Source organism: Pseudomonas sp. zfem002 (assembly GCF_032621685.1).
In the GTDB taxonomy this organism is placed as follows: Bacteria; Pseudomonadota; Gammaproteobacteria; order Pseudomonadales; family Pseudomonadaceae; genus Aquipseudomonas; species Aquipseudomonas japonica.
In genome coordinates, this window is record NZ_JAVYJH010000032.1 from 14,040 (window position 1) to 34,127 (window position 20,088).

At 60.9% G+C, this 20,088-nt stretch carries 23 protein-coding genes and 1 pseudogene; 2 read left to right on the forward strand and 22 right to left on the reverse strand.

The window, feature by feature from the left end; genetic code table 11:
* Positions 1-27: 27 nt before the first annotated feature.
* Complete coding sequence (locus RTI28_RS27175) at positions 28-249, forward strand: hypothetical protein (protein WP_316923369.1); 222 nt, start codon at positions 28-30, stop codon at positions 247-249.
* Positions 250-278: 29 nt separating this feature from the next.
* Here the strand turns inward: RTI28_RS27175 and RTI28_RS27180 are convergent, their stop codons facing one another.
* Genes RTI28_RS27180 through RTI28_RS27230 form a run of 11 tightly spaced genes read right to left on the reverse strand, consistent with a single transcriptional unit; the run spans position 279 to position 10,276 of the window.
* Complete coding sequence (locus RTI28_RS27180; protein WP_316923370.1) at positions 279-494, reverse strand: hypothetical protein; 216 nt, start codon at positions 492-494, stop codon at positions 279-281.
* 13 nt (positions 495-507) lie between these two features.
* Positions 508-1,011: a DUF2514 domain-containing protein gene (locus RTI28_RS27185; protein WP_316923371.1), complete on the reverse strand. Its 504-nt coding sequence runs from the start codon at positions 1,009-1,011 to the stop codon at positions 508-510.
* Positions 1,008-1,439 (reverse strand): lysozyme, encoded by a 432-nt coding sequence (locus tag RTI28_RS27190; protein ID WP_316923372.1) that lies wholly within the window; start codon positions 1,437-1,439, stop codon positions 1,008-1,010. Before RTI28_RS27190 ends, RTI28_RS27185 begins: the two co-directional genes overlap by 4 nt.
* Positions 1,440-1,498: 59 nt before the next feature.
* A complete protein-coding gene (locus tag RTI28_RS27195; protein WP_316923373.1) occupies positions 1,499-2,053 on the reverse strand; it encodes a tail fiber assembly protein in 555 nt (184 codons plus the stop codon).
* 1 nt (position 2,054) lies between these two features.
* Positions 2,055-2,804: a hypothetical protein gene (locus tag RTI28_RS27200; RefSeq protein WP_316923374.1), complete on the reverse strand. Its 750-nt coding sequence runs from the start codon at positions 2,802-2,804 to the stop codon at positions 2,055-2,057.
* 20 nt (positions 2,805-2,824) lie between these two features.
* Positions 2,825-3,868, reverse strand: coding sequence for a hypothetical protein (locus RTI28_RS27205; protein WP_316923375.1), 1,044 nt, complete (start codon positions 3,866-3,868; stop codon positions 2,825-2,827).
* The gene (locus RTI28_RS27210) at positions 3,868-7,929 is read right to left on the reverse strand and encodes a DUF1983 domain-containing protein (protein ID WP_316923376.1); all 4,062 of its coding nucleotides are present in this window, start codon (positions 7,927-7,929) and stop codon (positions 3,868-3,870) included. The genes RTI28_RS27205 and RTI28_RS27210 overlap by 1 nt, the downstream gene beginning before the upstream one ends.
* A 44-nt stretch (positions 7,930-7,973) precedes the next feature.
* Positions 7,974-8,432, reverse strand: coding sequence for a hypothetical protein (locus RTI28_RS27215; protein WP_316923377.1), 459 nt, complete (start codon positions 8,430-8,432; stop codon positions 7,974-7,976).
* 30 nt (positions 8,433-8,462) lie between these two features.
* Entirely contained in the window at positions 8,463-9,059 is a 597-nt protein-coding gene (locus tag RTI28_RS27220) for a tail assembly protein (RefSeq protein ID WP_316923378.1), read from the reverse strand.
* Between the two features lie 56 nt (positions 9,060-9,115).
* Complete coding sequence (locus tag RTI28_RS27225; RefSeq protein ID WP_316923379.1) at positions 9,116-9,460, reverse strand: hypothetical protein; 345 nt, start codon at positions 9,458-9,460, stop codon at positions 9,116-9,118.
* 42 nt (positions 9,461-9,502) lie between these two features.
* On the reverse strand, positions 9,503-10,276 hold the full coding sequence (locus tag RTI28_RS27230; RefSeq protein ID WP_316923380.1) for an Mbeg1-like protein: 774 nt from the start codon (positions 10,274-10,276) through the stop codon (positions 9,503-9,505).
* Positions 10,277-10,421: 145 nt separating this feature from the next.
* Here RTI28_RS27230 and RTI28_RS27235 point away from each other — a divergent pair, with 145 nt between their 5' ends.
* Positions 10,422-11,072: a hypothetical protein gene (locus RTI28_RS27235; protein ID WP_316923381.1), complete on the forward strand. Its 651-nt coding sequence runs from the start codon at positions 10,422-10,424 to the stop codon at positions 11,070-11,072.
* Between the two features lie 152 nt (positions 11,073-11,224).
* On the opposite strand, the gene RTI28_RS27240 is transcribed toward RTI28_RS27235, so the two are convergent.
* The 11 genes and pseudogenes from RTI28_RS27240 to RTI28_RS27290 all read right to left on the reverse strand — a co-directional run bounded on the left by RTI28_RS27240 (position 11,225) and on the right by RTI28_RS27290 (position 20,077).
* A complete protein-coding gene (locus RTI28_RS27240; RefSeq protein ID WP_316923382.1) occupies positions 11,225-11,980 on the reverse strand; it encodes a C40 family peptidase in 756 nt (251 codons plus the stop codon).
* A 1-nt stretch (position 11,981) separates the two neighbouring features.
* Positions 11,982-12,731, reverse strand: coding sequence for a phage minor tail protein L (locus tag RTI28_RS27245; protein ID WP_316923383.1), 750 nt, complete (start codon positions 12,729-12,731; stop codon positions 11,982-11,984).
* Between the two features lie 9 nt (positions 12,732-12,740).
* The gene (locus tag RTI28_RS27250; protein WP_316923384.1) at positions 12,741-13,079 is read right to left on the reverse strand and encodes a phage tail protein; all 339 of its coding nucleotides are present in this window, start codon (positions 13,077-13,079) and stop codon (positions 12,741-12,743) included.
* Positions 13,079-16,546 carry a phage tail tape measure protein gene (locus tag RTI28_RS27255; RefSeq protein WP_316923385.1) on the reverse strand — a complete coding sequence of 1,156 codons (3,468 nt, stop codon included), beginning with the start codon at positions 16,544-16,546 and terminating at the stop codon, positions 13,079-13,081. Before RTI28_RS27255 ends, RTI28_RS27250 begins: the two co-directional genes overlap by 1 nt.
* Before the next feature lie 3 nt (positions 16,547-16,549).
* On the reverse strand, positions 16,550-16,867 hold the full coding sequence (locus RTI28_RS27260; RefSeq protein ID WP_410479048.1) for a DUF1799 domain-containing protein: 318 nt from the start codon (positions 16,865-16,867) through the stop codon (positions 16,550-16,552).
* Positions 16,864-17,247 carry a phage tail assembly chaperone gene (locus tag RTI28_RS27265; protein ID WP_316923386.1) on the reverse strand — a complete coding sequence of 128 codons (384 nt, stop codon included), beginning with the start codon at positions 17,245-17,247 and terminating at the stop codon, positions 16,864-16,866. Before RTI28_RS27265 ends, RTI28_RS27260 begins: the two co-directional genes overlap by 4 nt.
* 9 nt (positions 17,248-17,256) lie before the next feature.
* Positions 17,257-17,603: pseudogene (locus tag RTI28_RS27270) on the reverse strand (phage tail tube protein).
* Positions 17,600-17,944: a phage tail tube protein gene (locus RTI28_RS27275; RefSeq protein WP_316923387.1), complete on the reverse strand. Its 345-nt coding sequence runs from the start codon at positions 17,942-17,944 to the stop codon at positions 17,600-17,602. Before RTI28_RS27275 ends, RTI28_RS27270 begins: the two are co-directional and overlap by 4 nt.
* A 68-nt stretch (positions 17,945-18,012) precedes the next feature.
* Positions 18,013-19,011, reverse strand: a complete 999-nt coding sequence (locus RTI28_RS27280; protein WP_316923388.1) for a hypothetical protein — start codon at positions 19,009-19,011, stop codon at positions 18,013-18,015.
* 13 nt (positions 19,012-19,024) lie between these two features.
* Positions 19,025-19,534 carry a KilA-N domain-containing protein gene (locus tag RTI28_RS27285; RefSeq protein WP_316923389.1) on the reverse strand — a complete coding sequence of 170 codons (510 nt, stop codon included), beginning with the start codon at positions 19,532-19,534 and terminating at the stop codon, positions 19,025-19,027.
* A 129-nt stretch (positions 19,535-19,663) separates the two neighbouring features.
* A complete protein-coding gene (locus tag RTI28_RS27290; protein WP_316923390.1) occupies positions 19,664-20,077 on the reverse strand; it encodes a phage tail terminator-like protein in 414 nt (137 codons plus the stop codon).
* Positions 20,078-20,088 lie beyond the last annotated feature (11 nt).

The window sequence follows — 20,088 nt, forward strand, 5'->3', positions numbered from 1 at the left end:
TCTGTCTTGACCTTGGAGGGTCAAGACATGGTCACCGACAAGAAGACATTGCTTCTTCTCTCGCGCTTAGCAGATGCTCAATTGGCGCTCGCAGAGTCAATGAGGGGCATCACATCATTAGATCAAAGCTATCCAACAGCGGCTCTTGAGAGAATTGCTGAAGCGTTAACACTGGTGGAAGCATCGCTGCTGGAGATCGCACAGTGCAAATCAGGTAATCGCTCAAATGGCGCCACCAAACTCCACTGACATGCCGATATGCGCTCAGCTCATCCCGTCTACTGAAGCGAGCGCTCAGCCAAGCCCAAGACCTGCAACTGGAAGTCGCTCAGCGCCTGCATCAGAAACTCAGCGTCCTGCCGAAGCTGCTCAACCCTCTTAGGGTCACCCTCCGAGTCGACAGCCTCTCGATAGAGACGCAGAGCGTCTGCGGCTTTCTGCGTCAACTGTTCAGCATCCCTGAGCCTATTCGCCAGCTCATTGAAATCCGCCATGACCAACTCCCTTTCAGTTCATGACAGAATTATAAGACGTCTCGCAGGCCAGACCAGCTATTCGAGCTGAGTCATACGCTGCCGCCAGCTCTCTATTCGTGTCGACAGACCGCTCGAGCAGTTCGGAGAGCACCATTGCGGCGCGGGCGGCTGACGTGCTTCTTGCGACAGCGGCGGAATCCGGACCGGTGCAACTGACGGAGGCGGAGAGCTTGCTGGCTTCGTCGCGCAGCCGCTGGCCAGCAGCATCAGCGTCAAGAGCGCTGGCATCAGCGGTCTTCTGTTCTTTCTGTGCATGCTCTCTCGCCTTCTGTTGTGCCGTCTCGCGGCGCTGTTCTTCATGCCGCGCAGCGGCCTGGGCCTTCGCTTCTGCGGCGCTGTCGGTGCTGTCGCGCTCCGCCCAGCGGGCCTCCCACCCTGCCCGCTCAACGATCCGGCCGTGGTCGTATGCAGCCCAGTACGAGACCGCGATCAGCAGCAGCGTAACCGCGGCGCCGATAGTGCGACCGGTGATCACGCCGCCTCCAGGAACAGATCGCGCTCGGCGGCGCGCCTCCGTACCAGGCCCGGCAGGACCTTGCCAGCGGCCTTGTTCCAGCGCGGGAACTGCTCTGCGGCACCGAGGTAGTCGCCGGAATTGAGCAGGCGCAGCAGCGTCGACGATTCAAGGTTCGCCGCTCCCAGGTTGTAGGTGAAGCAGATCAGGGCATCCCACTGGTTGCTGCTCAGCGGCACAGTGACCAGGCGCTGCACTTCCGGCTCGAAGCGCTGCACATCGTTCAGCAGCATGCGCTCGGCCTGATCCCTGGTGATCGACATGCCAGCCTTCACGCCACGGGTCGCCCCGTAGCCGATTGTCCAGACGCCGGCGGAATCTTGGTACGCATGCAGGCGCAGGCCTTCAAACGACTTGATCAGACTCAAGCCGCGTTGCGATGTACGCATCAGGTTTTCTCCAGGCAAAAAAATACCGGCTCAGGGCCGGTCGATGGGTTGGGTGCGAATCAGGCCGGTGGTGCCGGCCAGTCGATTTCAGTGGGGTAGCCAGGCTGATCCTGCAGCCGGTTCAGCAAGACCCGGTAGCGCTTCCACTCTTTCAGCAGCGCGAGCTCGGCCTCGGTGGCTTCGTCGAGGTCGACGGCATCCTGCAGCGGCACGATCGCGGCATCGGCCGCTGCACGGCGGCGAGAGGTCTCGGCCTGCACCTCGAGGAGCTCATCCTCTGGCGTCGGCGGAACGGGTTCAGGGATCTCCGGCGGCGGCAGGTCCTCAACGCTGACGTGCAGCGTGATGCTGTGTAGAAGGTCTGCGGGCTCCCCCTCTTTCTCGACGCTGACCGCGAGCACGCCGTCGACGAACGACATGGCAACAGAGGCGCCGGCGTCGAGCTGGTTGATGACGTAGCCCCAGCCCTCGGGTGGCGGCGCCATGCCGAGCGTGCCGTGGACCAGGTACTGGCCAGGCCCGGGGTGATCGATAGTGATGTCGGATTTGCCGAGCGATGTGATATCGATGATCGAGCCATCACCGAGGATATTGATTGCTGCTCTCGTTGCCATGTCAGATCGCCTTCAGCGTGCCGTCAGCGGCGCGGGTTGTGTTGTTGGTGTGATAGATCATCGACCAGTTCGTGGTTGAAGACTGGTCAACAGCGATAGTCTTGAATGCCAGGCGGTAGCTGTTGATCTCCTGCGCAAAGATGGTCGTCCACCGATTGTCGATGCCCGCGCGGATGTTGATCAGCGTGTAGTACCCGGCGCCACCAGGTGGCGAGTTTGTTGCGAGACCGGAGCTTCGGAACTCGGTATTGCCGACGACGTGGAGGTCGGTGCTGGCAGGAGCAGCGCCCAGCAGTCCGCCAGAGCCTACGGCCATGACGTTGCCGGTGCCGGTCCCCACCGTCCTTGTTGCAGCGTCACCCAGGCCGAGGTTCGCTCTTGCTGCAGCAGCGGTTGTAGCCGCGGTCCCGCCCTTCGCAATCGGGACGATGCTCTCAGTTGCCACCGCACCGAGGCTGGCCAGCGTTCCGCCCCACTGTTCAACGATCTGCCGCAGCCGGTCAGCAGACTCCTTCACGTAGCCTTGCATGGGAGCGAGGCCATACGCACCGCCGGCGACTGTGGCGCCCTGATACGCCGGCAAGATCGACATGACAGTCGCGCTCGCGATGTTCGTCACTTCGTACCAGCGGCCATCCGGACCTTGAAATGCATCACCCACCCGGCTGTTCGCCGAGAAGTTCGTGCCTACACCGGTGATTGTTGTTTGCCCGGCAGTAGCCGTGACTGTTCCTACCCGATACCAGGGCATAGAGCTTCCTCTTGAATTGGTTACAGGGGGCGCATTGGGCGCGCAGCAAAGAGCGTGCGGCCGTTCGCGGTAAGCGGATTGATGCCAGAGCCGTTGTCGACATACATCTGGAGGATGCCGCGGTTGCCGGGCCAGAAGCCGCCGAAGTTCGCGCGGATTGGCTGCGTCGTTTGAATGATGTTCGTGCAAGAGAACAGCGCGTTCGCGAGCACGTAATCGTCGTAGCTGCCGGTCCATGGCATCTGCTGGCTCGGTGCGTACCAGCTGCCACCGGTGAGCGCGGGGCCGGCTTGGACGAACGAGTTACTCGCCGGCTGACTATTGAGACTTGTGATGTTCATTGTTGTGGCAAAAAGCAGCACGCCAGCGCCATCACGAACGCTCGCACCGTATTGCCCCGGCGATGTCACCCCAGCCTGCTGGCTTGAGCAGAACCACTTGATTGTCATGAACTGATTCCACGCAGCTCCGTGCGCTGAAAACGGCCAGGCTTTGAGGCGAAAGCCGGTCCAGTTTCCCGGGCCGCCCTTCACCGAGAAGTTCCCGACCATCATGTAATCGGCCGCATTCAGGAAAACCAGGGGGCGCTCATATGTCGTGATCGCCGCCGGGAAGTTTATGTCTGCCCACTGAATGAATGCGGGCGACTGCTGCCCGAACTGGAACTGCCCGCTATAGCGAACCGTTAACGCACGGTTCACAGAGTCGATCTGCGTCAGGATGCTGTTGTTTCGCGTCCTGATGCCGTATGTCCCTGCGCCCCCCGCAGACTCCGCACCGCGAGACAGGATCATCACCTGCCATGTCGCGGTCTGGGGCTGCCGGAGCTGTAGGCTCCCCGTCGAGTACCAGGCGGCGGGCGAATACGTGTACTCGCCACGGTCTTCGAGCGAGTCAACGACAACGAACGATTCGGCATGAATCTCCGGGATCGAAAAGTACTGATCGAAGGCGCCATTGCCGGTGACCGTCATCATCTTGAGTGAACGGATCGGCGTGACTGTCGTGTCGAGCGTGACGACCCCGGAAGCATCGCGCGTCCGGAGCCCGTATTGAGCCGCCATCAGGTCATCCTCCCCACTGCCGTCCGCTCGATGCCGTTGATGTCGTAGACGTACAACCCACCGTTGTTCAGCAGCGTCGAGCCGTTTGCGTCTTGGCCGCGCAGGATGAACGTGCCGGCAGCGAAGTTGATTTCCAGCAGCGGAAGGCCTTGCGAGTTCACTGCAGCGGAGCGAATCGTCATACCGGCAACAATTTGCTGGATAAAGGCCGTGCTGATGATTGCAGTGTTGATGAAGACCTGGCCGCCCTGAACAACGAATGGCAGGGTAAGTGCTCCGGTCGACTCATCGACGATCGCGAACCGCTGCGCGAACGCGAGAATCTCCGATGTTTCCCCATTCGCACCCAGCGCCAGGCCTGCCATCACCGTCCTTCCGCCAGAGACTTTGCCGTCAACGCCGACCACTGCCTGACTGACCTGTTGCACCGATGCACTGAGCTGATTGGCAGACTGGGCAGCATCCTGGCCGACTTGATTGATCGAAGCCTCCAGCGTTTCGGATTTCCGCGCCAGCGCTTCATTCGTGCCGGCTTGTACGCGCACCTCCGATGCGAACGCAGCCKTGGCAGTCTGGGCAGCATCCTGGCCGACTTGATTGATCGAAGCCTCCAGCGTTTCGGATTTCCGCGCCAGCGCTTCATTCGTGCCGGCTTGTACGCGCACCTCCGATGCGAACGCAGCCGTGGACTGCCACGACTCGATCGCGCCGCGCAGATCACCATCTCCGTCGTCGTCGCGACCGATGGTGTGCACTGCTTGGACTGTGGTGCGTAGTGAGCCGATCGATTCCGCGGCATCCGACTGGGCTTGCTCGACGCTCTGGATCTTCACTGCGTTGTCGTGGATCGCGGCCTCGCTCGTCTCGATACGCTGAGTCAGTGCGTGATCCATGTCAGCCAGTGCGGCAAGCTCAGTACCCACCGCCGCGGCACTGTCGTCGAACTCCGACTGCAGCAGATCAAGCCTCGATGCCGTGGCCTGCTGGTCGTTCGCAACGACTTGCTCAAGCGTGGTGATTCCAGCCTTGTTGCCGGCAACCTCGGCGTCGAGGCTCGTCAGATGCGTTGCCACCGCCTCGTTCTTGCCTGCTTGCACGCGCACCTCGTCAGCGAAGCGCGCCGTGGACTTCCAAGAGTCGATCGCGTCAGCAAGGTCGCCCTCCCCGTCGTCATCGCGCCGTGACGCCTGCAGCGCGTTGAGCTGGCTGGCCGAGGCAGTGACCTTGCCATCCAGCTCGGTGATCGCCGCCTCGTGCCGCTGAACCTGAAACGCGAGCGCGTCGACTGTTTCCGTGATGGTGCCGACATCCGACCAGTACTGCGGATCTGGCGGCGCGGCGCCAGCGGGGACCGCAGCGCGAGCCTGGAACAGGCGCTGGCCAACCCTGACCACCTCGCCCATGGCGTAGGCCTTGGAGTCGTCGTACGCGAGCGCATCGGTCAACTCGTCGATACGGTCGTACAGCTCTTGCTTTGCGTCCTCGATTCGGCCGTTGACCGATTCAGGGCCGTCTCCGGAGATCTTCTCGATCTCCTCGCGCAACGACTGGTACAGCGCGCTTTCGCCGATCTGGCCCTTGAAGTACTCCTCGTATTCAGCCTGGTTGCTGCTGACTTGGCCGTTCACGCCGACGCCAGCCGGGAACCACGGCCCAATGTTGCCGGAACGATCGACCAGGCGCGCCCAATAGAAGAACGAGGCGCCCGGCACCAAGCCGTGAAGTTCGTGCTCTGCTTGCGGGTATGAGTAGTCGCCGAGCTTGAGCGCGTCGTCCCGGCTCGTCGTCGCGCTCTGCCAGATTTCTGTCCGCTGCGTGTCCTCGGCACCTGGCGGGAAGCCCCAGTTTAGCCGTGTCCCATACACCAGCGGTTTGGCAGTCAGGAATGCAACTGCCGGCGGCACACCCTCCTTGCCTTTGAGCTCCGTGAGCATCGAACTGCGCCAGATCGACGTGATGTCGAAAGCGCTCACGGCGCGAACGCGGGCGAGATAGGCACCAGCGTAGATGCCGACGACGTCGACGCTGGTGGCGCCGGTACGCTGCAGGCGGATCCAGTTGCCGTTGTCTTTGCGCCATTCGACGTCGTATGCGACAGCCGCCTCAACTGCCGGCCAGGCGATAGTCATCGTGCTGACTGCAATGCCCTGGTCGACCGCATGAGCGGAGGCCAGAGAAACGCTCGCCGGCGGCGGTACCGTGGTCACAGGGATCACGCTGATCGGGCGCTCGTCTAGCTTGGCGCCGGTGTCGATTGCCGCGAACTTGCTCGGATTGAACTCGAGCGCAGTGATCTCGAACTGGCCCTCTGTCGTGCGCGTGCGCTTGAGCACGCGGAACAGCTGAACGGCCAGGTCATCGTAGTCGATCGCCCACTGCAGTTCTGGCTCGGGCTGGAGCGCGTAGGCAGTGGTCACGGTCACCGACCTGCCCGCCACCGATTCGACAGTGCGGCCCTGGGCGGTGCCGTTGGGCAGGTTTACGATCAGCCGGTCACCGGGTTTGATCGGTGTGTCGCGGTCGAGCGTGATCACGCGGCCTGCTGCAGCCGAGATCCGCCCGCCGTTCGGCCTGCCGGCAACGAGCTCGTCAGCGACCGGGATGACGTAGCCCGGCAGCACGTTCGCACCTTCCATGCCGGTCTTGAAGGTGACGGTCCGATCCTGGTTGTTGCTGATCAGCGCCCATTTCCCCCGGCGCTGGGCCTCGCTTGCGCGGGTGCAGCCGATGGTCGAGATCTCAATCGGGCGGTCGCGGTACCGACGCTGTAGGGCCAGGTCGGTGACCGGGATGACGTCCGTGTCGTAGTTGTTGGCCGGGTTGTCGTAACTAACCAAGGCACGGCTGTAGTGGGTGGTGCGCTCGGCGCCGCCATAGACGAAGTCGCCGTCGATCACGTTCGCGCGAGTGAACACGTAGTCGATGTCCTGCGCGCGGGGCATGTCGGCCTGCATGAACAGTTGGCCCTGGGCCCAGTAGGTCATGCCGCGGTAGATGGCAGACAAGTCGCGCAGCAACGTCCAAGCCTCAGTCCGGCCCTGCAGGTTGATGTCGCACAGGTACCGCGGCTCCATGCCGCCTACGCCGTCCGGGACGAGTTGGTCGCAGTACTGGGCGATGCGGTACATCTCCCACTTGTCGACCATCCACGACTGGATGCGCTTGCCCAGGCCGAAGCGGTCTTCGACACAAAGGCCGTAGGTGGCCCACACCGGGTTGTTCGTCCAGGCCTGCTTGAACGTACCGTCCCACACGCTGGTATAGGTCCTGGCCACCGGGTCATAGTTGGTCGGCACTGGCCAGCGCCGCGCTTTACAGTCGACGGTAACGGTAGGGATGTTCTGGAACTGCTGGGCGTCGAACTCGATGTAGAGCAGCGCAGTGTTCGGATAGCGCAGCTTCTGGTCGATGATATCGGTGTAGCCGGCGACGGTCATCGTGTCGGCGATCGTGCCGCTGTTCGCGTTGGGCGTGAGCCGGCGAACGCGGAACATCCAGCCCGACGTCGCTGCTGGCAGATCCACGCGCACGGACCGCTGGTAGCCGCTGGTGGTCTTGCCGTCGACGGCGCCTCGGTGAGCCTCAACGTAGGGTCCGCCGTCGGTGGATACGTCAATTGCGTACTCGATGCGGTAGCCGTTCGTGTTGCTGCCGCTGTCCTGCTGGGCCAGGCGTGGCCACGAGAACCGCACGCGCACCGCGGACAGTTGGGTATTGCTCAGCGAGCGCACGAAGGGGTTGTCGCTGCGCAGCTCGACATTGGTGGTCGTCTCGCTCTCGATCGCCGGGATGCCCTGGATGTAGTCCTGCTCCACGCTGCCGCGGCGCCACTCCCACTTCACACCCGGGAAGTTGATGTTGCCATTGGAGTCGACGATGGGGGTGTTGTCCAGGTAGATGTCCCGGTCAGTCGGGGTGCCTTCGAACTCACCCTCGCCGACCGCGATCAGCATCTTGGCGATGTTCGTGGATTGCAGGCTGTCCGGCGCCTCTACGGGGGATTTCGGCTTGCTGCTGCCGCCTTTGGCGCCAGCGATATCAGGGATAAGTGCTGAGCCCATATTTCCTCCAGGCGCAAAAAAGCCCGCTACTCGCGGGCTTCGAACTAGTTGGTGATATTTATTTTGACCGCTGACTCTGGCACTCCATAACTAGAAGCAAGACGCGCCGTCGCCTCTTTTAGGCTAATAAACCCAGAAAACTCTGGCTCTTTTAGATAATGGCTCGCCTCTACCAGTGACCACACATCATCATTGACATCTGCATAATGTTTAAACCCAGACTTTGAGTACTTCATGCCCTCTTTAAAGTCACGCTGACTACCTGTTACCTGCCAGAAACCATGCAGAGTCAATGAAGAGCCAGGGCTTTGTAGTTTAACTATCATCTCATTAACCCTGGCAAGCCACTTGAATCGACTGGGCCTGCCATTGTAGTGATCCCATTCAACTAAAAGGATATAGGAAAAGTCTCTATCTTCCGGCACGAAGTCCAGCTTAAAAGTCCCCGACTTGATGTAGGAGTCAGGAAATAGTCCATCATCAATTACAATTAGCGCTCGCATATCACCTCCCGTGTGAAGGGAGCAAGATACCTAGCTTTTGTCTTCCGCGTAAATCGACGCAGAGATAATCGCCCCGCCCCACCGGCGCTTGCCGATGCAGATCGGGACAGGATTGCCGCTTGCGGTTGTGTTCTTCGCGCTGCCGAAGGCGTAGCTCGGCAGGTTCTCCGGGGCAGCGCTTTGCGAGAGCCCTTTGGCCTGGGGGCTGAGCATCTGGATGACACCGCCTAGTGCAAGCGATGCGCCAAGTGAGTGCCCCCAACCCTGCATCCCCGGCACGAAGGATGAAGCAACGAAGATCACGGCCCCGATGATCGTTTGAAGCAGGCCACCACGCTTGCTTCCACCGATCACCGGGACAATGCGTAACTCTTGAGTGCCGCGGCGCCCCAGATCATCGGGTCCGACGTTTTTCCGGTTACGGAAGACAGCAAAGCGAATTCCGAGGCTATCCAGGCGCTTGATCTCCTCCAGAAAGCCAGGGAGCGTGGCGCGCAACGCCTTGAATACCTCCCACCCTTCGCCGCTATCGAGCAGGCGGCGATGGATGCGCCCGAACTTCTGGGCGAGCGAGCCGGAAAGCATGATTGTCGTCATCGGGGCGTAGTGCACTACCGTTGCTGCCATTTGATTTCTCCACGCATAAAAAAGCCGCCCGTAGGCGGCTAATGAATAGTGCTGGCTCAAAGGCAGGATTTGACCGCACCCTCGATCGCTGAACGCCCGACACCAGGCATCCATGGCACTCGTTGATAGAACACAACCGAACTCCCTGCTTCGGCCTTGGAGACCTCAAGCAACTCGTCGGTAAGATTCACTGCAGCAATGACAAGGCGGTATCCATTCTGAGTTTCAGACATGGTTGCTTCTGATCGAGCGTCCTGCCATTGAGGGAAGACGCAGAGCGCGTACTCTCGGGGCGATTTCTTTGTCACGGCCTTGGTCGTGGGAGAATTTCTTTTCAGGTCGCTTGGCGATACACACCCCGCCAAAATCGCCAGCCCCAAAGCGCAAATCAAAACTCGCATGTGATCCCTCCTTGATGATGGCGGGAATCTACCATACCTCAATCACAGTTGCGGTTTCTGGAGCACCTGAACGCCTTCTCGGGTCGAAGAGTGATTTTCATACGAGGCCATTGTAATGAGGCAGTTCGCAAGCAGCTTCATAGCATGCTGAGAAAACGGATTTTTCTTATTGGTGCATCCAACCGACGTATACAGCTGGGTAGCCTCTCGACCTAATATTCGGCCGAGCTTGAGAGGGTCACCATACTCAACGATGCTATAGCGCTCGTTTTTAAACGGCGGACCATCAGAATGAAACACAGGGCTACCATTGAAGGAATAGGCCTTGACGTTTGCCCTATTGAGGGAAACATGGATCGCGATACCGCCCCCCAAGGAATGACCCACAACTGTTATTTCTCTTGGGGAATATAAGTCCCGCACCTGGTCAAAAACAGCCAGCGCATAACCATTCTGTCGCTGGAAAATAGGGTTATTTCCACTTTTAAAGTCGGCCAGGGAATCTGTACCGCGGAATGCGAGAATATAATTTTCCTGATCGTTTTCTTTATACAGAGATGCGAAGAAGCCCATTCTCTTCTCTTCGAAATCTCTCACCCAACGGTAGCGGCCTGAGACATCGAATTGATCTGCGTCTTTATAGACATTGTAAGCAAGCTGTGCTGGCCCCACGGAGTGGCTAGCCAAACTTCGGATTTGATCACTCCAACCTGATGAGTGATCACGGCCAGCCTGCTTCACTTGCGACGAGTTGGTGCATCCCACAAGAGAGGCCAGGATGACCAATAGCACACTCGCGATCCCTTTTTTAAACATTGGCATGCCCTCCCTGAGCCATAGTGAATCATGGATCAGGTATAGCAGTACTTACCACCCTGTCCACCCATCCAGCGTGGATGCAAAGCCAGTAACCAACCCGGCGGCGGCCGTAGTAGCGTTGTGCCTCTTGCAAGGAGGCACCATGACCAGCGACCAACAGCCAAAATGGCAATATCAGATCGGTCCCGGACCAGATCTCACGCGAGAAATCGGGCAGATCATTGTCAACTACTCAGAGTGCGAGCGCTCTATATTCGACATCTTCAGAAATATCATGAGCCTCAGCGACCACGATGCATACCTGCTCGTGCGTCACGCGAATGTCAACGCAGAGAAAATGCTAGCCGTGATCAAGACAGAGATAGCCAGAGTCAAGCCTGCAGTCTTGGTGGAGCCCATCAAAGAAGCGCTGGACGCATTCAAGTCTGCGATTGAACACCGAAACATTGTCGCTCATTGGCAATGGGCCGTGACCGAAGGCGATACCGGATTAGCGTTTAACGCTATCAAGTCCAAACCCAACGAGCGCCAGGCTGGCAAACCGTTCGAACTGTCCGAGCTAAAGGCGACCGCCTGGAAGCTTGCAAAAGCTGCAACACTCCTGGCGAATGCCGCAATCATGATGTTCACCCGCAAGCCTGCATCGCTGTCTCAGGGAGCTTGGGCTCCAAACGGCTACTCTAATCGGACCGTTTTGGACGAATGGATGATTGAAGTCGCTTTGGCTCGCATCCAGGAGCAGCTTCAGAATGTGGAGGATCAGATCCTGCAAGATGCTCAGCCATCATCTTGATAAAGAGAGTTTCGAGAGCCCTCTCATCAAGATATGAGTTGAGATCTATAGAGCAGTCAACCCTCAGATAATCGAGGTACGCCATGCCAGTACGGATCACGCACTCCGAAAGTCTCCATGTGGTCGCCATTGGCATGCTTGCTCCCTTGTGCTCATTTGGAGTCTCGATGACGCAACACCAGGCGCGTCCGATCGAGCCAAGGCCCGCCGAACACGATGATTTCCGATGACCTGCCGTACAGGTGGTGCAGCAGGAAAGGTCCAGGCCCGAAGATCTGCGGGTGCCGCTCTGGCAGTTGCACGTCAGCGCCCAGGTAGATGCCTGCGTGGTTCGGGTGCGCGGTGCGCCCCACGGCCATGACGATCATGTCGCCGCGCTGGGGCTGGCTGACTTGGTAGAAGCCAGCGCCCTCGTAGGCCTGCTCGTACAGGCTCGGCCCGTCAGAGCTCTCCCACCAGCCGTCCTCGCGCGCGTAGATCGGGAACTCAAGTCCCCACTCGCGCCGATACCAGTCGGCGCACACCTGCCAGCAGTCCCACACTCCATGCACGAACGGCCGCCCCAGCAGCGGCGTGTCGCCGGTAGGGGCTATGGTGCGCAGGTCGCCCTCGGGCCACGACAAGATGTGCCACGGCAGGCCGGTGGCTTCGCACATCGCCAGGTCGCGTGGTGACGGCCGGCTCGTCGCATCTGGATGCGAGTGCACGATACCGATCACCTGCCCCTGGTCTTCCGCCTCGGCGAACTGCTCTGGCGCAATCCTGAACTCCTCGGTCGGCTCGCTGGCCACGTTCGCGCATGGAAAGTAGACCTGGCGCCGCCCGACGGCCAGCAGCAACCCGCAACACTCACGCGGGTATTCCGCCGCGGCGTGGTTCTGCACGGCGGCAAGGATGTGTTTTCGCATTTCAGCTCCGGGCAATGAGAGACACGGCGGGGAAACCACCGAAGGGGACAGGGTTGCCGGCCCCGTGCCGGACGATGCAACCGCTATCAAGGCAGCCATTGCACTGGTCCTTTGCAGGATCGTCGGTCGGGTTGCCGTCCATATCGTAGTGAGGACCGGTGTAGCCACAGTTCGGACCGCGGTACCCATTCGTCATCGCCCAGTGGCAAAGCTGGGTCATCTGCCGGCCGATCGTCTCGCCACCAACATCGCCAGGGCTGGCCAGCTCCCACGACACCTGGGTTCCGTTCTCGGAGACCTTCTGGTCGATGAACCAGATCTCGATGCTCTCCTCGTTCGGGGCGGCCTCCGGATTTCCGTCTGGGAAATTGACCGCATCCAGGTACCGCTTCAGCGTGTGCCGAAACGTCAGCTGGAATTCCAGCAGGTCATCGAACGCCAGGCAAAGAGCAGTGATGCGCCCGTTGACGTTGCCAACCGACAGCGTCGGGCGCACAGCGGTACCGTCGGAGTTCGCGCTGATGCCATCGATCTGCATGGGCCAGGCGCTGTACTCCTCGCCCTGCCACCAGATCGACTTTGCCGGCAACTGATCGGCGTCAGCGCCGGCCGCCGCCAGTTCTTCGGGTGTGTGTGGAATGGCGTGCCCGTGGAACCGCAGCACATCGGCGCCGAAGTCCGAACCGTCTAGTTCGAACAGCAGCACCTCGCTACCTGGCTCCAAGAGCTGGATATCTCGAATGAATGACATGGATGGTCCTTACGGGTGGTTCGCCCGCTGGAAGGTGGCAGTCACCTTGAACCGCCCTCCGCCCACCGGCGTGGGCTTGGGATCGATGCAGGTGAACAGCCCCAGGTCGCCGAGCGGTGTGGTCCAGAGGAACGCCTTGGCGCCGGCATGCCGGTCGAAAAATTCCATGACCTGTCGCACCGTAGCCTTGGTGCCGGTCACCGTGACCGGATAGCTGTCTTCCTTGTTGTTGGGGCCGTCGCCGACAACCTGCCGGTACCCGCCACCGAACCGCGATTCGAGCACCCGGTACTTGATATCCGGCGTCTCGCCTCTGGAGGTCGACCAACGGAATGCCTCGATAGCCATCAGCCCCTCCGATTCACGTTGCGATAGCTGACACCGCCTGGGCGCCACGAGTCAGCCACAGCTCTTTCGGCCGCGGCTTGCATCTGCTTCTGCATGTTTTGCTGCAGCAGTGCTGGATTGAGCTCGCCGCCCTGCCCGCTGGTGTCCTGAGTGTTGACGCTGACCGATGCGCTCACCTGGATGGAAGTGCCGCTTGTGGACGCACTCGAAATCTGCCGCGGTATCGGCAGTGGCGTCACCAGACCACCGTCGGCATAGCCGCGGTTGTTCAAGGTTTCGAGGTAGCCCAGCATGCCTGGCTGGCTCACAACTTCCCGGCGAAGCACGAACTCACCGGCATGGACGATACCGGCCGGGTCATACTTGCCGCCCTCACCGGTGTAGCCGCCATCCGAAAACGTCGGGGTGTAAGTCATGCCGGATGAAGCGCTACCCAGCCCGTAGTCAAACCCGCCCGAACCAGCAGCACCGGCGGCCCCTGATGCGCCCGTCGAGGCTGCGGCGCCTCCTCCTCCGAACCAGGCGCCCAGCGCAGTGCCAGCGATACTGGACAGCAGCCCCGAGGCCGCTTGCCTTGTCGCGATCCGCGCCATGTCAGCAATGATCGACTTGGTGAAGTCGGCGAAGGAGAACTTGCCGGTCATGGCGAAATTCACAACCGCGTCCTCCATGCTGCTGAAGGCGCTGGTGAACAGTGACTTCGTCTGCCCAGCGACATCCCGGGCCTGGTCCAGGTAGTTCTGGAAGGCCGAGGATGCTCCTTTGCGCCAGTCGCCCTGCGCAGCCGTCATAGCGTCGTAGTTGGCGATGGTGGTTTCCTGCAGGTCACGCTCGGTCTTGTTGAGGCTGGCCAGCTTCTGGTTGTACTCATCAACGCTCATGCCGCGGGAGCCATCGCCATACTGGTTGGCCAGGTCCAGGCGCTGCTGATTCATGCGATCGACGATGCCGTTCTGCTGGTCCTGCAGGCCGCGCTGGCGATCGCCCAGCCCAAGGCCGTCGGCGGCACGCTGCCCTTGCAACTGCAGCGCCTTGACCTGCTGGCCGAGCGCGTCGGTGTAGGTCTGGACTGCCCTGGCCTGCTTGGCAAGCCTGCCCTGCTCATTGGTCGCCAGCACGGACAGCTCGGCATCAGCATCCTTCTGCGCCTTGACCATGGCGGATCGTGCGTCGGCAATCTTCTGGTCGAGCTGAATGCGCTGCTGGGCGCTGGTGCTGCTCCGGCCCTTGGCTTCCTCCAGCGTCCTGATCTCTGCCTCGTAGGCGTTGGTGACCTCGGCCTTCTCCTGCTCGATCATTGCGATACGCTGGGCGGCGTACGACTCCTGGGAGATCAGGCCCGCCTTCTGCGCTGCATCCAGTTCCTTCTGGTGGTTCTTGTATTCGGCAAGGACGGCGTTCAGAGCGTTCTTCTGGTCGTTGACGCCAGAGAGGTCGACCGATGCAGTCCGGCCAGCAGGATCCTTGAATTGCTGGGCGATGTGAGCCTCGGCTCGTGCGATCCGCTCCGGTTTCAGTCGCTCGTCGTTGGGGTTCTTTTCCCTGATGTCGTCGAGTGACTTGCGGTACTCCTTGAGCTTGTCGGCGCGCTTTTCCGCATTTGTCCATGCGGACTTCTCCAAGGCATCAACCTTGCCGATGGCAACAATCGCCGCCTGCTGCTGTTGAGCATCCAGCGCGCGAGCGCTTGCGATCGCAGCAAGCGTGTCCCGCTGCTGGATAAGCCCCTTCAACTCAAGGTTGGCGTTGGTCAGCTTCTTCTGCGCATCCGTGTCGTCCTTGTCGGCATTCACGGCGCTCTGTGCCGCAGCTGCTTGGCGCTGAAGGTCGACGATGCGGCTGGCAATATCCTGATCCCGGCCAACATCCTTGAGCGCGTCTGCAGTGGCGGACACCTCACCTTTCAGCGCTTTCCATCCGCGCTCCCAGATGGAGAGGTTCTCGGTGACCTCCTTGCTACGGTTCTTGATGGTGTCGACGTAGGTATCGGTGAGCAGCTTGGCCGCTCCGATGGTGTCTCCCTGCTCCTTCAGCGCAACGATCTGAGAGTAGGTCGTTGCGGTCAGAAAGTTGTACTGCTCGTTGAGATCCTTGGCCGCCGCCACCGGATCCTTGCCGATCTTCACGAACTCGGCCACGGTCTCCTCAACCGCCTTGCCGGTCGCCGAGCGCCACTCCAGAGCGGCTTCGGTGATCTCGACGAAACTGGCCGAGGCCACCTTGCCGCTATTCGCCAGCTGGGTGAGCACTTCTGCAGCAGCACCAGTGGTGCCCACCGTAGCAGACACCTGTCGCGCCATGCCGGACAGCTGATCAGCTGTAGTGCCTGCCGCATTGCCGGTCAGGATCAGCGCCTTCTGGAAGCCAACGGCCTCCTCGCTGCCCGAGTAGTAGGCGTACCCGAGCACACCCGCCGCCGCGGCGGCGACAGTGAACGGATTCACCAAACCCAGGACGTAGCCGCCGAGCGCCTGGATGGCAGGGCCCACACCACCGAACATGTCCTTAAGCTGGCCGCCCTGTTGCAGCAGCACCTGAAGCGGGGCCTGACCGCCCTGCAGGGACACCACGATATCGGTGAACTGCGCCGGCACGCCGCGCAATGCAGCAGCCGTCGCCTTTGCCGTCATGCCGGTCTTGTTGAGCGCGGTATCGGCGCCACCCAGGGCCGTGCGGGCCTGGTCGATCTTCGTCTGGTACTCGCCGAACGTCTCCGCATCGAGCGCCCCGCTGGAGCGAAAGCCCTTCAGCTTCTGCTCCATTTGGTCCAGTCGGCTCATCGCAGCGACGGTCGGATCTATCTTGCCCAACAGTTCCTCAAGGGCCTGACCTTCGTCTCTGTGGGCGCCTGCCGCCTTCTTCGCAGCATCAGTCAGGCGTTCTTCGGTGGCGAGGATGGCCTGAGCGCGACTGTTGATCGCCGCCTGGCGGTTGGCATTGTCCGAAAGGACGGCGTTAGCCTGAGCGGTGACTTCCGCCGTTTGTGCGGTCGCACGGTTCAGGGTCTGGACGTGCTCGCTGGCTTCCAGAGAAGCCCTGGCCACAGCCAGAATCCGGGCCTGTTGCTCGTCAGCGGACTCCGCAGCCCGCCGTCCGGCCTGAGCGCCAGCATCAGTAGCAGTCGCCAACGTCTCCTGAACCTTTCCCGCCTGCGCAGCTTCAGTCCGAAAGGCGGTCATGTTCGCCGCGGCGCTGCTGAATGCCGTGGATGCGCTGGTAACAGCACGCCCCACGGTGGCCATCTGCTGCGCCAGCTCCGACTGCTTGGCGTTGAGCGATTGCAGTTCCTGCACGATCTGACGGGTGTCACCCTGCAGGCTGCCCAAAGCAGACTCCCAGGCCCTCCCCGTCTTGCCCGCTGACTCTTCGCTGCGCTTGCCAGCGTCAGTCAGTTGATCGAGGTTGTCCTTGGCCTCGACGGCATCCCCGGAATCGATCTGCAGGCCGAGAGATGCAATGGTGGTCATGATCTACTCCAAGGATTCGGCCATGACGGCCAGGGCCTCGACCTCCATCACGCGGAGATCGGGGAAAATGTCAGTGAGGTCGCGGCGCTTGATGCCGAGCATTGCAGCTGTGGAGGGAATGGCGGTGTAGTCGAGGCCCGAAGGACCGCCGGGCCCCAGACGCCACTGGGTACCCATGGCATCGAACAGGCGGAAGGCTGGCCAAGCGTCAGGCCAGACCTCCACCTCTTCCTCCTCGATGTCATCCGGGATCAGGCCCAGAGCCGCCAGTTGCTCGGCGGACGGGCCTCGCTCGTAGCAGGCCCTGGCCGCCGCCCTCAGTTTCCCAGGCGGGCCGGGTTGTAGGCTGCCTGGAAAGCGTCGATCACCGCCTTCGGGGCGCCGGTGCAGGTGCGCACCAGATCGACGATCGCCTCCTGGCTGAACTCATCCTCCAGATCCCAGCCGGTGACGATTTCACCCAGTTGCTCAGCCTGCAGGGCGATCTCACCGGCGGTGACCTCCTCCCAGGAAGCCCCGTCCCTCTTCGTCTGTTCCGCCCAGGTATCGCGGGCTTTGTTCCAGCGATCGAACAGGGCAGCCAAGGCCACCCGGTCCATGTAGCGGAACTGAAAGTTCACAGGTACCGACTCGGCACCGATGCGCGGCACCTGCACCTCGGCGGAGAAGGTCGGGTTCTGGGCAATCTTGATCTTTGCCATGAGGGCTCCTTAGCCAGCCAGGTAGCGCAGTGGGCGGCCCGACAGGCCGACGCTGATGGTGCGGGTCATGACGTTGTTCCGCTCCATGGTTGGGGTGGTCGTGATGCTGACGTAGCCTGGGTAGAGGATCTGGTCACCGTTGCGCAGCTTCAGGCGCACCACGGTCAGTTCCTTCGACTCGTCGAAGTCCTCTGATCCTCGACGACGATCGCCAGGCTCAGCGGGTTGCGGTTGGTCGGGAACTGCCGGTCGTCATCATCTTCCAGGTAGCCGATGGTCGCGAACTGCTGCTCACCGCCAGACGGGGTGAAGCCGGTTACCTTGGAGATCTGCACCCAGTCGGTGACCGGGATCACAGAGCCCAGGCCAGCGCCTGGGGTGTAAATCTCGGTACCCAGTCGGTGACCGGGATCACAGAGCCCAGGCCAGCGCCTGGGGTGTAAATCTCGGTATTGGAGGTGCTGATGCTGCCCAGGCCGAAGCTGTCGGCCAGTGAATTGACCACGCGCGCCGCTCGGTCGGTGAGCTTGGCCCAGCCGGAGTCGATCAGAACGACGCTTTGCGCAGTCAAGCTGTGGCCTACAGCGCTCAGGACTGGGGGAGCAGCATTGGTGATTGCGGTGAAGGGGACAGCGGCCCCCAGGGTCGCGGCGATCTCAACGATAGCGCCGTTCGGCAGCGGGAAGCGTGCGGCCATGGTGTTTTCCTCTTGGGTAGAAACGAAAAAGCCCGCACGCGGCGGGTTTCATCTGATATCTGACGGGGTTAGCGGCGATACAGTAGACCGCCTGGGTGGAGTTCTTTGCGGATCACGTCACGCACAGTTTCGAAAGTGCCGATCTTGGAGCGCAGCTCCAGGCCAATGCCGCTTTCAGCAGTCTGGCTGTTGAGCGGCCTCAGGGTCTCAGAGGCATTACCCTTCTCGATGGCGCACTCCATGTCGGCCTGAGTCTGACCATCTTTGGTCTCTCCGCGGGCAGGGTCGATGCCAAGGCCAATGCCAGTGCAGACGTATTGGTCATGGGAGTTCTTGGCCGTCGTCACCGCGAACTTCTCGGCGCCCACCAGGCACTGGGAGAGAATCGCTGTCCCTCCAGGCTTCCAGTCCGTCAGCGCATCACTCAGTGCATCTTCACCCCCATCGCTGCGGTAAATCGCTTTCTCCAGCACGCCAATGCGCCCCGCCAAAGCATCATCCGCTAATGCGCGGGCGCTGGCTTCGTCAATGATCTGCGCTTTGGCTGCGAACTGATCAACGAAGGCCTGGTTGATGAAGACCTGGTCACCCGCAACCACGAACGACTCAGCGGCTGGTTCATGTGCTGTCGAGCAGCTGATGCGCGCCATGACGTTGCCATTATGGGTAATGGTCATACCGTCGCCATTAATGGTGATGCTCGAGCCGGACCGCAACGAGGTTCGGGCCAGGACCTCCTGCTCAGTCTCGAGACGCCGGTACGTCAGCGTGGTGCGGATATCCGAGCCGTCGCGGTCAAACGAGATGTCCTCGGTCGATAGCTCAGCACTTTCACGATGTTCGGCGGGGATGCTCATCAGTTGCTCGCCAATGAACTTGTAATGCTCGATCGCGCTGACAGGCAGGTCGTTTTCCGGCCACCTGCCTGCCGTAACGGTGATCAGCTGGGGTTCGCTAGGCAGTGACCCGGCACCGACACTTTCTCCATTGATCTCGATCGAGCCCGCCTTGAAGTCAAGGCGCATGCCCGAGACTCCTGGCACATAGTTGGCACTTTGCATCTGCATACATGCTCTCCATTCAGGCCGCATCTAGGCCAAGGGTCATTTGAAGCTGGTCACGCCAGTATTCGACATGTTGCTCCAGGCATGGCTTCTTGTTGCGCCACCGGGCAAGTTCGCGGCCACTCAGGCTTGCTACCTCCTTGGCATCTTCCAGGGCTCGGCAGGCTCGGTCGAATTTCTGCTTTTCGTCCAGTTCGCCGCGCAGCAAGGCATCGATGTGCAGGTCGCACCAGACGGCAAACTTCAGATCGAGCCATCGAGCAAATGCAACCGCCAGCTTCGGGTGAAGCCATGTGCCGCCGCCACGATCCGAGCGCGCCTTGCTCGTTTCTACAAGTGATCCAGCGTCACATGTAAGCGCTTCGGCAAGCGCATTGAGGTATTCCTTTGTCTCGCACTGCTTCAGCCAGTCAACCGGCCGCTTGCCAAATCGCTTGGCCACATCGGTGGCATTGATCCAGCCATCACTGTTGAAGCGAACAGCTTGGCCTTGGTAGTGAAACGGAATTACATTGCTCTCGATCATCTAAAGCACCTCGTTCATCAGGCGAATAGATACGCAGCCGGGGCGGACGGATGAACGAACATCCACCGTTCGGCTGTACGGGCCTAGGCTGCGTGTTTGGTTAGCCGCCAATAGGGGCCGTTGAAAGATTTACTGGTCCGCTATGCCGCGGTAGGTGAAGCTGGCCGGGACCGTGTAGGTCGCCGACTCGGTGATGGTTGGCCCCTGATCGACCGGCTCGGTGACCATGCCCTCGAAGCCGTTGCGGCTCAGCTCAGAATCAACCCGGAACAAGGCGCTGAGCTCTTCGACCAGCGCTTCGGCAGTCGCCAAGGCGTGGCCTGCCGGGCAGGTGATACTCACCTGGTACAAGCCGGTGTACTCGTAGGCGTCGCCACCGAGGTAGTTGCAGGTGGTGGAGCCCGGCAGTTGGTAAGCCTGCAGATAGGTTTCGCCCTGCCGGGGTGAAAATTCCTGCTCGAAATTGGCGACCCGGATCGGGCGAGCTGAGGCCCAGGCCATCAGCTTGATCTCTATGGCCTGACGGGCTCGTGCATGGCTCATGCTCTTTTTCC

Coding starts and splice junctions, on each gene's coding strand:
- RTI28_RS27175 (WP_316923369.1), top strand. CDS start 28: ATGGTCACCGACAAGAAGACATTGCTTCTTCTCTCGCGCTTAGCAGAT.
- RTI28_RS27180 (WP_316923370.1), bottom strand. CDS start 494: ATGGCGGATTTCAATGAGCTGGCGAATAGGCTCAGGGATGCTGAACAG.
- RTI28_RS27190 (WP_316923372.1), bottom strand. CDS start 1,439: ATGCGTACATCGCAACGCGGCTTGAGTCTGATCAAGTCGTTTGAAGGC.
- RTI28_RS27195 (WP_316923373.1), bottom strand. CDS start 2,053: ATGGCAACGAGAGCAGCAATCAATATCCTCGGTGATGGCTCGATCATC.
- RTI28_RS27200 (WP_316923374.1), bottom strand. CDS start 2,804: ATGCCCTGGTATCGGGTAGGAACAGTCACGGCTACTGCCGGGCAAACA.
- RTI28_RS27205 (WP_316923375.1), bottom strand. CDS start 3,868: ATGGCGGCTCAATACGGGCTCCGGACGCGCGATGCTTCCGGGGTCGTC.
- RTI28_RS27215 (WP_316923377.1), bottom strand. CDS start 8,432: ATGCGAGCGCTAATTGTAATTGATGATGGACTATTTCCTGACTCCTAC.
- RTI28_RS27220 (WP_316923378.1), bottom strand. CDS start 9,059: ATGGCAGCAACGGTAGTGCACTACGCCCCGATGACGACAATCATGCTT.
- RTI28_RS27225 (WP_316923379.1), bottom strand. CDS start 9,460: ATGCGAGTTTTGATTTGCGCTTTGGGGCTGGCGATTTTGGCGGGGTGT.
- RTI28_RS27230 (WP_316923380.1), bottom strand. CDS start 10,276: ATGTTTAAAAAAGGGATCGCGAGTGTGCTATTGGTCATCCTGGCCTCT.
- RTI28_RS27235 (WP_316923381.1), top strand. CDS start 10,422: ATGACCAGCGACCAACAGCCAAAATGGCAATATCAGATCGGTCCCGGA.
- RTI28_RS27240 (WP_316923382.1), bottom strand. CDS start 11,980: ATGCGAAAACACATCCTTGCCGCCGTGCAGAACCACGCCGCGGCGGAA.
- RTI28_RS27245 (WP_316923383.1), bottom strand. CDS start 12,731: ATGTCATTCATTCGAGATATCCAGCTCTTGGAGCCAGGTAGCGAGGTG.
- RTI28_RS27250 (WP_316923384.1), bottom strand. CDS start 13,079: ATGGCTATCGAGGCATTCCGTTGGTCGACCTCCAGAGGCGAGACGCCG.
- RTI28_RS27255 (WP_316923385.1), bottom strand. CDS start 16,546: ATGACCACCATTGCATCTCTCGGCCTGCAGATCGATTCCGGGGATGCC.
- RTI28_RS27265 (WP_316923386.1), bottom strand. CDS start 17,247: ATGGCAAAGATCAAGATTGCCCAGAACCCGACCTTCTCCGCCGAGGTG.
- RTI28_RS27275 (WP_316923387.1), bottom strand. CDS start 17,944: ATGGCCGCACGCTTCCCGCTGCCGAACGGCGCTATCGTTGAGATCGCC.
- RTI28_RS27280 (WP_316923388.1), bottom strand. CDS start 19,011: ATGCAGATGCAAAGTGCCAACTATGTGCCAGGAGTCTCGGGCATGCGC.
- RTI28_RS27285 (WP_316923389.1), bottom strand. CDS start 19,534: ATGATCGAGAGCAATGTAATTCCGTTTCACTACCAAGGCCAAGCTGTT.
- RTI28_RS27290 (WP_316923390.1), bottom strand. CDS start 20,077: ATGAGCCATGCACGAGCCCGTCAGGCCATAGAGATCAAGCTGATGGCC.